The organism is Pantoea sp. PA1, assembly GCF_056856975.1.
Window position 1 is genome coordinate 744,684 of the sequence record NZ_JBXGEE010000001.1, and the last position, 12,365, is coordinate 757,048.

General features: G+C 58.3%; 11 protein-coding genes. 5 read left to right on the forward strand and 6 right to left on the reverse strand.

The window, feature by feature from the left end; all coding sequences use genetic code 11:
- Positions 1 to 109 precede the first annotated feature (109 nt).
- The 5 genes from lolC (at position 110) to pepT (ending at position 5,660) form a co-directional block, all read left to right on the forward strand.
- Positions 110 to 1,309: a lipoprotein-releasing ABC transporter permease subunit LolC gene (gene lolC / locus AC1V0D_RS03770; protein ID WP_009090834.1), complete on the forward strand. Its 1,200-nt coding sequence runs from the start codon at positions 110 to 112 to the stop codon at positions 1,307 to 1,309.
- Positions 1,302 to 2,006 carry a lipoprotein-releasing ABC transporter ATP-binding protein LolD gene (lolD, locus tag AC1V0D_RS03775; protein WP_009090833.1) on the forward strand — a complete coding sequence of 235 codons (705 nt, stop codon included), beginning with the start codon at positions 1,302 to 1,304 and terminating at the stop codon, positions 2,004 to 2,006. The genes lolC and lolD overlap by 8 nt, the downstream gene beginning before the upstream one ends.
- On the forward strand, positions 2,006 to 3,250 hold the full coding sequence (gene lolE, locus AC1V0D_RS03780) for a lipoprotein-releasing ABC transporter permease subunit LolE (protein WP_009090832.1): 1,245 nt from the start codon (positions 2,006 to 2,008) through the stop codon (positions 3,248 to 3,250). The genes lolD and lolE overlap by 1 nt, the downstream gene beginning before the upstream one ends.
- Before the next feature lie 146 nt (positions 3,251 to 3,396).
- Positions 3,397 to 4,230 carry a Sir2 family NAD+-dependent deacetylase gene (gene cobB / locus AC1V0D_RS03785; protein WP_058957489.1) on the forward strand — a complete coding sequence of 278 codons (834 nt, stop codon included), beginning with the start codon at positions 3,397 to 3,399 and terminating at the stop codon, positions 4,228 to 4,230.
- Between the two features lie 200 nt (positions 4,231 to 4,430).
- Positions 4,431 to 5,660 (forward strand): peptidase T, encoded by a 1,230-nt coding sequence (gene pepT / locus AC1V0D_RS03790; RefSeq protein ID WP_009090830.1) that lies wholly within the window; start codon positions 4,431 to 4,433, stop codon positions 5,658 to 5,660.
- Between the two features lie 59 nt (positions 5,661 to 5,719).
- On the opposite strand, the gene AC1V0D_RS03795 is transcribed toward pepT, so the two are convergent.
- The 6 genes from AC1V0D_RS03795 to mnmA all read right to left on the reverse strand — a co-directional run bounded on the left by AC1V0D_RS03795 (position 5,720) and on the right by mnmA (position 12,349).
- Entirely contained in the window at positions 5,720 to 6,844 is a 1,125-nt protein-coding gene (locus AC1V0D_RS03795) for a ribosomal protein uL16 3-hydroxylase (protein ID WP_046101610.1), read from the reverse strand.
- 57 nt (positions 6,845 to 6,901) lie between these two features.
- Positions 6,902 to 8,362, reverse strand: coding sequence for a two-component system sensor histidine kinase PhoQ (phoQ, locus tag AC1V0D_RS03800; protein ID WP_046101611.1), 1,461 nt, complete (start codon positions 8,360 to 8,362; stop codon positions 6,902 to 6,904).
- A 2-nt stretch (positions 8,363 to 8,364) separates the two neighbouring features.
- Entirely contained in the window at positions 8,365 to 9,033 is a 669-nt protein-coding gene (gene phoP / locus AC1V0D_RS03805) for a two-component system response regulator PhoP (RefSeq protein ID WP_009090826.1), read from the reverse strand.
- A gap of 104 nt (positions 9,034 to 9,137) precedes the next feature.
- On the reverse strand, positions 9,138 to 10,508 hold the full coding sequence (gene purB / locus AC1V0D_RS03810; RefSeq protein ID WP_307743670.1) for an adenylosuccinate lyase: 1,371 nt from the start codon (positions 10,506 to 10,508) through the stop codon (positions 9,138 to 9,140).
- Between the two features lie 44 nt (positions 10,509 to 10,552).
- The gene (hflD, locus tag AC1V0D_RS03815) at positions 10,553 to 11,194 is read right to left on the reverse strand and encodes a high frequency lysogenization protein HflD (RefSeq protein ID WP_009090821.1); all 642 of its coding nucleotides are present in this window, start codon (positions 11,192 to 11,194) and stop codon (positions 10,553 to 10,555) included.
- 42 nt (positions 11,195 to 11,236) lie between these two features.
- Positions 11,237 to 12,349, reverse strand: a complete 1,113-nt coding sequence (mnmA, locus tag AC1V0D_RS03820; protein WP_111207917.1) for a tRNA 2-thiouridine(34) synthase MnmA — start codon at positions 12,347 to 12,349, stop codon at positions 11,237 to 11,239.
- Positions 12,350 to 12,365: the final 16 nt, after the last annotated feature.

A 12,365-nucleotide genomic window follows, 5' to 3' on the forward strand; every position in this document is an offset into this window, starting at 1 on the left:
GCATTCTGATGCAACTTTGCTGCCGACTCAGAGGGTTAGAGGTTTCATAAAGCCAGCCTCTCCTTTATCATCCCACTACCTATTTTCAGGCAACGGCTTACTGGATTCCATGTATCAACCTGTCGCGCTATTTATCGGTCTGCGTTACATGCGCGGACGAGCATCGGATCGCTTCGGTCGCTTTGTCTCCTGGCTCTCAACGATTGGCATTACGCTCGGCGTGCTGGCGATGGTGACCGTGTTATCGGTCATGAACGGATTTGAGCGTGAACTCGAAGGCAATATTCTTGGCCTGATGCCTCAGGCGCTGATCACCAGCGACAAAGGCAGCATTAATCCGCAACAGCAACCCGCCCGTTCCCTCAACCTCAACGGGGTCAGCCGTATTGCACCGCTGACCACGGCGAATGTGGTGTTGCAAAGCCCGCACAGCGTCTCGGTTGGGGTGATGCTCGGTATCGCGCCGGATGAGAAAGATCCGCTGACGCCGTTTCTGGTCAACACCGATCAGCGCGTCCTGCAGGCCGGGCAGTACAATGTCATCCTCGGGGAACAGCTGGCCTCTCAGCTGGGCGTTAAACGCGGCGACCAGCTGCGTCTGATGGTGCCGTCGGTCAGCCAGTTTACGCCGATGGGCCGCGTGCCGAGCCAGCGCCTGTTTACCGTGGCGGGCACCTATGCTGCCAACAGCGAAGTCGATGGTTATCAGATCCTGGTCAATCTTCAGGATGCGTCGCGTGTCATGCGCTATCCGGCCGGGAATATCACCGGCTGGCGACTCTGGCTCGACAAACCGCTTGAGGTTGACAGCCTGAGCCAGCAGACGCTGCCGGCGGGCCTGGTCTGGAAAGACTGGCGCGAGCGCAAAGGCGATCTCTTCCAGGCGGTGCGTATGGAGAAGAACATGATGGGCCTGCTGCTGAGCCTGATCATCGCCGTCGCCGCCTTTAACATCATTACGTCGCTGGGCCTGCTGATCATGGAGAAGCAGGGCGAAGTGGCGATCCTGCAAACCCAGGGCCTGACGCGCCGGCAGATTGTGGCGGTGTTTATGGTTCAGGGAGCCAGCGCCGGTATTATCGGCACGCTGCTCGGCACCCTGCTGGGCGTGCTGCTCGCCAGCCAGCTCAACACCTTAATGCCGGTCATTGGCCTGTTCCTGGATGGCGCAGCATTGCCGGTCGATATTAATCCGTGGCAGGTGGTGACCATCGCCCTCAGCGCGATGATCGTGGCGCTGCTGTCTACGCTTTATCCTTCATGGCGCGCTGCCGCCGTTCAACCCGCTGAGGCTTTACGTTATGAGTAACTCTCCTTTGTTGCAGTGTCGCGACCTGTGCAAACGCTATCAGGAAGGCAGCGTGCAGACCGATGTGCTGCGCAACGTGGCTTTCAGCCTCCAGCCGGGTGAACTGATGGCGATTGTCGGCAGCTCCGGTTCCGGTAAGAGTACGCTGCTGCATCTGCTGGGCGGCCTGGATGCGCCAACCTCTGGCGATGTGGTCTTCGACGGCCAGTCACTCAATGCGATGTCCTCCCCGGCCAAAGCCGAACTGCGCAACCGCGAGCTGGGCTTTATCTATCAGTTCCACCATCTGCTGCCGGACTTCAGCGCGCTGGAGAATGTAGCGATGCCGCTGCTGATTGGCAAAACCGCCAAAGCGGAAGCGCAGGATCGCGCCCGTGAAATGCTGGCCGCGGTCGGGCTGGACCACCGTGCCGCGCACCGGCCCTCTGAGCTTTCCGGCGGCGAGCGTCAGCGTGTGGCGATTGCCCGTGCGCTGGTCAACCGTCCCCGGCTGGTGATGGCGGATGAGCCTACCGGCAACCTCGATGCGCGCAACGCCGACGCTATTTTTGAACTGCTGGGCGAACTGAACGTCCGTCAGGGCACCGCCTTTCTGGTGGTGACCCACGATCTGATGCTGGCAAAACGCATGACGCGTCAGATGGAGATGCGTGACGGGCAGTTAAGCGATCGGCTCACCCTGGCAGGAGCGGTGTAATGGGTTCGTCGTTATCGCTGTTGCTGGGCCTGCGCTTCAGCCGCGGACGCCGCCGGGGCGGCATGGTGTCGCTGATTTCGGTGATCTCCACTATCGGTATCGCCCTGGGTGTGGCGGTGCTGATTATCGGTCTGAGCGCCATGAACGGCTTTGAGCGTGAACTGAATAACCGCATTCTGGCGGTGGTGCCGCACGGTGAGATCGAGGCGGTGAATCAGCCGTTTCAGCACTGGCAATCGATGATCGCCCCGATTGAAAAGGTGCCCGGCATTGCGGCCGCCGCCCCCTACGTTAACTTCACCGGCCTGATTGAGAGCGGAGCACGGCTGGAAGCGCTGCAGGTCAAGGGCGTCGATCCGGCTCAGGAGCCGCGCCTGAGCGCGCTGCCGCAGTTTGTAGCAGACAACGCCTGGTCCTCCTTTGCCGCCGGTAAACAGCAGATCATCCTCGGCGGCGGCATTGCCAAATCGCTGAATGTGAAGCAGGGCGACTGGATCACCATCATGATCCCGAATAACGATGGTGATAATAAACTGCTGCAGCCAAAACGCATCCGGCTGCAGGTGAGCGGCATCCTGCAACTCAGCGGTATGCTCGATCACAGCCTGGCGCTGGTGCCGCTGGCTGATGCCCAGCACTATCTGGAGATGGGGGAGAGCGTCTCCGGCATCGCCCTGAAGATGACCGACCCGTTCCAGGCCGTTAAGCTGGTGCGCGAGGCTGGTGAGGCGACCCGTTCTTACGTCTACATTAAGAGCTGGATCGGCACTTACGGCTACATGTACCGCGACATTCAGATGATCCGCGCCATTATGTATCTGGCAATGGTACTGGTGATTGGCGTCGCCTGCTTCAACATCGTCTCCACGCTGGTGATGGCGGTGAAAGATAAGAGCAGCGACATTGCGGTCCTGCGTACCCTGGGTGCCAAAGACCGCCTGATCCGTGCCATCTTTATCTGGTACGGGCTGCTGGCAGGTCTGCTGGGCAGCGTCAGCGGCGTGGTCGCGGGCGTGCTGGTGGCGCTGAATCTGACGAAACTGGTGCGCGGACTGGAGTCGATCACCGGTCATCATCTGCTGGCGGGCGATATTTACTTTATCGACTTTCTGCCGTCGGAACTGCACTGGATTGATGTGTTCTCAGTACTGATTACTGCGATTCTGTTGAGTCTGCTGGCGAGCTGGTATCCCGCCAGACGCGCCAGCCGCATTGACCCGGCTCGGGTTTTAAGCGGTCAGTAGCACAATGCGGCGCGAGTGATTATCGCGCCGCTTTTGTTTAAGACCTTTGCTATGGGTTTCTGCCCCCGGCAACCGTTACCATCGGGTGATGTTTACCCGGAATCTGTTCAGAGCAGCTCGCCGCAGCTGCTACGCCAGGAGATTTTATGCGAACACCACGTCGCCGCATACGACTTGCCCGCCTGAAGAAAACCCGGCGAAAAGTGCATCAGCGCTTTCGTCAGCGCATATTTGAGCGCGATCGTCAGGCCGAACTGGCCGCCCACCCTCTGCCGCATGTGGTGATCCTGACCGGCGCAGGTATTTCCGCCGAGTCCGGCATTCGTACGTTTCGCGCGGCTGACGGTCTGTGGGAAGAGCATCACGTAGAAGATGTGGCGACACCGGAAGGCTTTCAGCGCGATCCCGCGCTGGTGCAGCGCTTCTACAATGCGCGCCGTCAGCAGCTGCAGCAGCCAGAGATTCAGCCCAACGCGGCCCATCTGGCGCTGGCGGAGCTGGAGCAGGTGTTAGGCGATAATCTTCTGCTGGTTACGCAGAACATCGACAACCTGCATGAGCGCGCCGGAAACAGCCGGGTGCTGCATATGCACGGCGAGCTGTTAAAAGTGCGCTGTGTGACCAGCGGCCAGGTAATTGAGTGGAGCGGCGATATCACCCCGGACGATCGCTGCACCTGCTGCCAGTTTCCCTCCGCACTTCGACCGCATGTGGTCTGGTTTGGTGAGATGCCGCTGGGCATGGAGCAGATTTATCAGGCGCTGGAACAGGCCGACTATTTTATCGCCATCGGCACCTCGGGCCACGTCTATCCGGCGGCGGGCTTTGTTCACGAAGCCAGACTGCAGGGCGCGCATACCGTTGAGCTGAACCTGGAGCCGAGCCAGGTGGGCAACGAGTTTGCCGAGCGGCATTACGGCCTGGCGAGTGAAGTGGTGCCGGAGTTCGTGCATAAGCTACTGCGCGGTCTTTATAAATAAACAGGGGCGGCGATGGCCGCCCCTGTTGTTATCGACGACGTCTGACCCGATGCAACAATCTCGTCATCCGGCGTTTTTTTCGGGCTTATTACTTTGCTGAAGGTCAGCGACAGCGCTAACCTGACTGCTGATGATTTTACGCAACGTTGTGACTGGCCGATCGGTGAATAATACCGCACAGCACTTTTAAAGGATGGGATATGGAACAGTTACTTGAGCGCTTTTTAAGTTATGTGGCCGTTGAAACTCAGGCTAAGCCGCAGGCGCGCCAGGTGCCCAGCAGCGAAGGGCAGTGGACGCTGGCACGGCAGCTGCAGGAAGAGCTGCTGGCGCTGGGATTTGTCGATGTCACCTTAAGCGATCACTGCTGTGTTATGGGCACGCTGCCTGCCAATGTCGACTGGCCCACCCCGGTCATCGGTTTCATCTCCCACATGGATACGTCGCCTGATTTCACGGCGAAGCATGTGAATCCCCAGATCATTGAAAACTATCGCGGCGGTGACATCGCGCTGGGAAGCGGCAATGAGATCCTGTCGCCGGTCATGTTCCCGGTGCTGCACAAATTAATCGGTCATACGCTGATTACCACCGACGGCAAAACCCTGCTCGGTGCGGATGACAAAGCGGGCATTGCAGAGATCATGACGGCGATGGCGCAGCTGGCGGCGAGTGATACGCCGCACGGGGCGATCCGCGTGGCCTTTACGCCTGACGAAGAGATCGGACGCGGCACCTCTCACTTTGATGTGGAAGGCTTCGCCGCCGACTGGGCTTACACCATTGATGGCAGCGATCTGGGTGAGTTCGAATATGAGAACTTCAATGCCGCCTCGGCCACGGTCCGCATCGTCGGCAACAACGTCCACCCTGGCTCCGCCAAAGGGGTGATGGTGAATGCGCTGGAGCTGGCAAATCAGTTCCATGCGGCGGTACCGGCCCGTGAGAAACCGCAGTTTACCGACGGCTACGAGGGCTTCTACCATCTGCATCAGATCAAGGGCAGTGTCGAGCACGCCGAGATGCTCTACATTATCCGTGACTTTGAAACGGAAAGTTTTGAACAGCGGAAACAGACGCTGCTGCAGATCGCTGCGGAGATCAACAAAACCCTGCATCCTGACTGCTCCGTCACCGTTGAGATCACCAACAGCTATCGCAACATGCGTGAAAAGGTCGAGCCGTTCCCGCATATCATTGACCTGGCCCTGCAGGCGATGCGTGACTGCGGTATTGAACCGGTGGTGAAACCGATTCGTGGCGGCACCGATGGGTCGTCGCTGTCGTGGAAAGGGCTGCCCTGTCCGAACATCTTTACCGGGGGCTACAACTATCACGGCAAGCACGAGTTCGCCTCGCTGAACATCATGGCGAAAACGGTGGAAGTGATTGTGCGTCTGTCAGAACTGGCGGCGCAGAAGAAGGGATAATGAGAGAAGGCTCTCTGACCTGAGGGGCAGAGAGCCTGATTCTGGAAGCGGACTACTGGTTATTCGTCACCAAAATACCAGTACCCGGCATTCACCAGACCGGCGATCTGCGCCAGCACTGCCGGATCATCCAGCGCATCACCCAGATCATCCAGCGTGATGCGGGAGTGATGCGCCAGCACCGCCATCACCTCAGGGCGTGAACATTCGACCCGCTCACCGTTGACATACACCGCATCGCCAACCGTTAATACACGCAGGCCGCCCAGGCGGCTCAGGGCATCGCCCTGCTGCAGCGCATCATAAATTTCATCAGGCTGATAAGGCGGCTCCGGCGGGGCCACATCAAGCTCATGGCGCGACTGCGAAATAAATTCGCCAAACCAGTGCGCGAAATGCTCCGGCTGGTTAACGACATCCAGCATCAGCTGACGCACACCTTCAATCTCCTGCGGCAGGATCTGCGACGGGCATTCGCGCGCCGGGACATCCGGGTCGCTGAAGCGCAGGCTGCCCAGCTCATTCGCCAGAGCATAATCCGCAAAGCCGCTGATGAGCTCGCGGCCACTGGGGGCACGGAAACCAACGGAGTAGTTCAGGGCGTTTTCCAGCGAATAGCCTTCGTGCGGGAATCCTGGTGGAATGTAGAGGATATCGCCCGGCTCCAGCTCTTCATCAATGATGGCGTCGAACGGCTCAACCTGCAGCAGATCGGGATGCGGGCAGTGCTGCTTCATCGGCACTTTTTCACCGACGCGCCAGCGACGGCGACCGGTTCCCTGAATAATAAAGACATCGTACTGATCAAAATGGGGGCCGACGCCGCCGCCAGGCACAGCAAACGACACCATCAGGTCATCAATGCGCCAGTCAGGCAGGAAACGGAAAGGGCGCATCAGCGCAGCAGAGGGTTCGTGCCAGTGATTGACTGCCTGTACCAGCAGCGACCAGTTGTTCTCGCCCAGGTGATCGTAGCTCTCAAACGGGCCGTGGCTGACCTGCCATTTGCCATCCTGATGGCTGACAAGGCGGCTATCCACCTCGTTTTCCATCGCCAGTCCGGCCAGTTCATCCGGTGAAATCGGATCGACAAAGTCTTTAAAGCCACGCTTCAGCACCACCGGGCGTTTCTGCCAGTAGCGCTGAATAAAATCGGGCCAGTTAAGATCGAGCTGATAGTCCATAAAAGAGTTCCGCTTAGGGCTGTAAATGCCAGCAAGTATAACAGCCCGGCGGCTTTTCTACTCGCGGCGATGTTCGACTTCCTGCCGCTGAAAGATCACTTCCATGCGGGTTCCGCCGAGTGCACTGCCGGAGGCGATGACGTTACCTTCATACTGCTCAAGAATGTCGCGCACCACGGCCAGACCTAATCCCTGGCCAGGACGCAGCGTATCGGCCCGCTGTCCGCGAACAAACACCAGGTCGCGCTTGCTTTCAGGGATGCCCGGGCCATCGTCATCGATATAGAGATGCAGCGCCTTGTCGCTCTGAAACGCGCTCACTTCGATAAATTCCAGGCAATATTTGCAGGCGTTATCGAGCACGTTACCCAGCACTTCCATAAAGTCATTCTGGTCACCCACAAAGGTCAGCTCCGGGGAGATATCCAGGGTAATCGCCACGCCCTTACGCTGATAGACTTTATTCAGGGCCGAACAGAGGCTGTCGAGCAGGCCAGAGACCGAATGCAGATCGCGCTGCAGCGGATTGTGATCGGCCTGCATACTGGCGCGGTGCAGGTAATATCCTACCTGCTGCGAGATACGACTGATCTGCTCCAGCATCACCGGTTCTGCCTCTTCCACCGTCAGCTCTTTGCCGTTGCGCAGCGAGCGCAGCGTACTCTGCAACACGGCCAGCGGCGTTTTCAGGCTGTGGGTCAGGTCAGAGAGGGTGGTGCGATAGCGGGTATAACGCTGCCGCTCATTGGTCAGCAGCAGATTGAGATTGCGTACCAGGCTGCGCAGCTCCTGTGGGGGATTGTCGTCCAGGTTTTCGCGCTGACTGGTCTCCAGTTCGCGCACCTGCTGAGTCAGCGCACCGATGGGCCGCAGACTCCAGTGCGCGGCCAGCCACAGCAACGGAACAATCAGGATCAGGTTGGCGGCCAGCACGTAGCTGAACCACGACCAGACCACGTCCGAGTGCTGAAGCTCCTGCGGGATCGAGTCGACCACCACGATGGTGAGCGCAGGCAGATTGGTGGTGGCATCGTAACGGTTGACAGCCACCGAGTGGGTAAAGGTATCGTTGCTGTCGTTATCCCAGTCGTTGAGGCGTCGCTGCGCATTCAGGTTGTTCCCCATCGCCAGCATGCTGGTGCGGTTGCTGGTGTCAATCTCGTAAAAATCGGGCTTCAGCAGCCATTCATGGCGGATCTTTTTGCGGATATCCGGGACGTCGCGCTGCTGCCACAGCAGCTTGCCGCGCTCGTCGTAGATAAACACCAGCGTCGGGAAGTTGAGCGTCATCCGCTCCGGCTGGGCGATGGTGAGCTTGTTGTCATGCCATTGCGCCAGCGTAAAGAAGAGGTTGCTCTCACCACGCATGACGCGATAGGTGTTTTTATCAAAGCTCACCACATAGCCTATCACCGCGACCATGCCGTAAGAGAGGGAGAGGAACAGAACAATCGCTGCGGAGGCCAGCAGAAAGCGGGCGCGCAGCGAAATCGGGCGATAACGATTAAACCAGGACATGGTCAGAGATCAAAGCGGTAACCCTGGCCACGCACGGTGGCGATCACGTCAGTGGGGTGCAGCGCTAAAATCTTTTTGCGCAGGCGGCCCATTAGTACGTCGATGGTGTGGCTTTCACGCAGTTCCGCATCCGGATAGAGCTGGAGCATCAGCGAATCTTTGCTGACCACTTTGCCCGCGTTACGAATCAGCGTCTCGACGATGGTGTACTCAAAGGCGGTGAGCTTCACCGGCTGTTCATTGACGGTCAGTTCCCGGCGGGAGAGATCGACCTGAAAGGGAGCCATATCGATAATCTGCGAGGCGTGACCGCTGTTGCGGCGCATCAGCGCCTGCAGTCGGGCGGCCACCTCTTCAATATGAAACGGTTTGGTCACGTAGTCGTCGGCACCGGCTTCCAGCGCTTCGACTTTGGCCTGCCACCCTTCGCGAGCTGTCAGCACCAGAATGGGCTGGCGCACGGCGTCGCCGCGCCAGCGACGGATTAGCGACATGCCATCTTCATCCGGCAGGCCGAGGTCCACCAGCGCGATATCGGGCAGATGTTCCCGAAGAAAATAGTCGGCTTCTTTGGCGTCTTCGGCGGCATCGACCTGATGGCCCATGTCACGTAACTGGACGGCGAGATGATGGCGCAGCAGGGCATTGTCTTCAACAACCAGAACACGCATAGAAAGTCCTTACACTCTGTTTGAGTCAACCTGCAGAAAGTATACGCGAAATGTATTAAACAGGATGTTAACGCAGACCGGAGTGAGCCGGTCTGCGGCGGGCATTATTTCAGATCGTCAACCATCCGGACAGCGCGACCGATATAGTTTGCTGGCGTCATCTGCTTCAGACGCACTTTTTCCTCTTCCGGCAGCGCCAGGCTGTCGATAAAGGCCTGCATACCGGCGGCATCCACACGTTTGCCGCGCGTCAGCTCTTTCAGCTTCTCATAAGGTTTCTCGATGCCGTAACGGCGCATCACCGTCTGGATCGGCTCCGCCAGCACTTCCCAGTTGTGATCCAGTTCGTCCAGCAGACGTTCGCGGTTCACTTCCAGTTTAGAGATGCCTTTCAGCGTCGCCTGATAGGCGATCAGCGCATAACCGACGCCGACGCCAAGGTTACGCAGCACGGTAGAGTCGGTCAGGTCACGCTGCCAGCGCGACACCGGCAGTTTGCTGGCCAGATGCTGCATGACTGCATTCGCCAGACCCAGGTTGCCTTCGGAGTTTTCGAAGTCGATTGGGTTGACCTTATGCGGCATCGTTGACGAGCCAATCTCGCCCGCAATGGTTTTCTGTTTGAAATGGTTCAGCGCCACATAGCCCCAGATATCGCGATCAAAGTCGATCAGGATGGTGTTGAAGCGGGCGATGCAGTCGAACATCTCGGCGATGTAGTCGTGCGGCTCGATCTGCGTGGTGTAGGGGTTCCAGGTGATCCCCAGCGAGGTGACAAAATTCTCGCTCAGCGCGTGCCAGTCCACTTCCGGGTAGGCAGCAATGTGGGCGTTGTAGTTGCCCACTGCCCCGTTGATTTTGCCCAGCACTTCGATCTGCTTCAGCTGACGTAACTGACGCTCAAGGCGGTACGCCACGTTTGCCATCTCTTTACCCATGGTTGACGGCGTTGCCGGCTGTCCGTGGGTGCGGGAGAGCAGCGGAATATCACGGTATTCGCTGGCCAGACCCTTCACCGCACCGATCAACTGTTCCCAGTAAGGCAGCAGCACGTCACGGCGGGCTGTTTCCAGCATCAGCGCGTGCGACAGGTTGTTGATATCTTCCGAGGTGCAGGCGAAGTGGATAAATTCAGAGACGGCGTGCAGCGCAGGCGTGTCGGCAACTTTTTCTTTCAGGAAATACTCGACCGCTTTCACATCATGGTTGGTGGTGCGTTCGATGGTTTTGATGCGCGCGGCATCTTCTTCGGAAAAACCGGCAACAATCGCATCAAGGAAAGCGTTTGCGTCAGCGTCAAATGCAGGAACTTCCTTGATCTCTGCGGTCGCGGCCAGTTTTTGTAACCAGCGAACTTCAACCTCAACGCGGAATTTCAGCAGACCAAATTCGCTGAAAATCGCACGCAGCGGGCTGACTTTGTCGCCGTAACGACCATCGACAGGTGAGACGGCGGTCAGAGAGGATAATTCCATCAGTGCAACTCCTGAATCATTTAGCAGTGTTTGGCCACACCGACTTAGTAGGTCAGTGGCAGCCGGGATAAGAGGGTTTTCGCTTCACGCAGCAAACGCTGACGCGAGAACATCAGTTGCAGTCGGCCACCACCGACCTGCTGCCAGAGCACCGCCGCGCGGATACCGGCCAGCAGGGTGGCGCGCACTTTACTCTGAACCTGGCTGTTCTGCAGCACGGCAGGTGAACCGGTCACCTGAATCCGCGGGCCAAGCGGGCTGATGACATCGACATAGATGCCCGCCATGGCGCTGAGAATGGTATCGGATTCCAGCTCATAATGCGCCAGCTGGCGATCCAGCTGACTGATGCGCTGCGCCAGGGTCGCCATGGCAGACTTGCTGGCGCTGAGTTTACGTTCCAGCACCATCATGCTCAGGGTGTAACGGGTCAGTTCGGCACCGGCGCCCTGGCGACTGCTGCTGTTCAGCACCGCCATCAGGGTTTCCAGTCCGAGACGCAGGTTGGCTTCATTGTTGCCAAACACGGCCAGCGTGGAGTCAGGATTGAGATCCAGCACGCTGCGCAGCGAAACGGTCAGCGCCTCTGGCTGGCAGTGACCCTGCTGAGCCAGCTGCTGCACCAGATGCGCGGACTGACAGATGCCCGCCAGCGCCAGCGTAATTTCCTGATAATTTTTCGCCACGGTTACTCCTGTTTACGCGTCATCAATAGGTGCTGCGCCCGCTTACTCTGTCACGAAAGGCAGACGCTGTTCGATAATACCGCCACCGAGGCAGACATCGCCAAGATAAAAGACCGCAGACTGGCCGGGCGTCACCGCAGCAACCGGCTCATCGAAGCGCACTTCAATCCGATCGTCACCGTGAGGAATAATCTCACAGGGAATATCGGTCTGACGATAACGGGTTTTCACGGTGCAGCGAAGCGGGGCGGTGATCGGCTGACGATCGACCCAGTGCAGCTGCTGCGCAATCAGTCCCACAGACATCAGACGCGGATGATCGCCGCCCTGAGCGACAATCAGGCGGTTCCGCGCCACATCTTTGTCGACCACATACCAGGGATCATCTTTGCTCTCTTTCAGGCCACCGATACCCAGGCCTTTACGCTGTCCCAGGGTGTGGTACATCAGCCCCTGGTGCTCACCGACGATCTGACCGTCAGTGGTTTCAATCTCTCCTGGCTGGGCCGGCAGATAGCGTGCCAGGAAGTCGCGGAATTTACGCTCGCCGATAAAGCAGATGCCGGTCGAATCTTTCTTCTTCGCGGTGATCAGGTCCAGCTCTTCAGCGATGCGGCGCACTTCCGGCTTTTCCAGCTCGCCGACCGGGAACAGGCTCTGCGCAATCTGCTGGTGGCTCAGGGTGTAGAGGAAGTAGCTCTGATCTTTGTTGCCATCCAGGCCGCGCAGCAGCTGGCTCTGGCCAGCAACATCCTGACGGCGCACATAGTGACCGGTAGCGATGAAGTCAGCGCCGAGATCCTCAGCCGCGAACTCCAGGAACGCTTTGAATTTGATCTCTTTGTTACAGAGAATATCGGGGTTAGGGGTGCGGCCCGCTTTATACTCTTCGAGGAAATGCTCGAAGACGTTATCCCAGTATTCCGCGGCAAAGTTAACCTTGTGCAGCTTCATACCCAGCTTGTCGCACACCGCTTGCGCATCCGCCAGATCGTCCGCGGCGGTACAATACTCCTCGCCATCGTCCTCCTCCCAGTTCTTCATGAACAGGCCTTCAACCTGGTAACCCTGCTGCTGCAGTAACCAGGCGGAAACGGAAGAATCGACGCCGCCGGACATACCGACGATCACTTTTTTCTGGCTGTTGTCAGACATGACACGCTCGCATTAC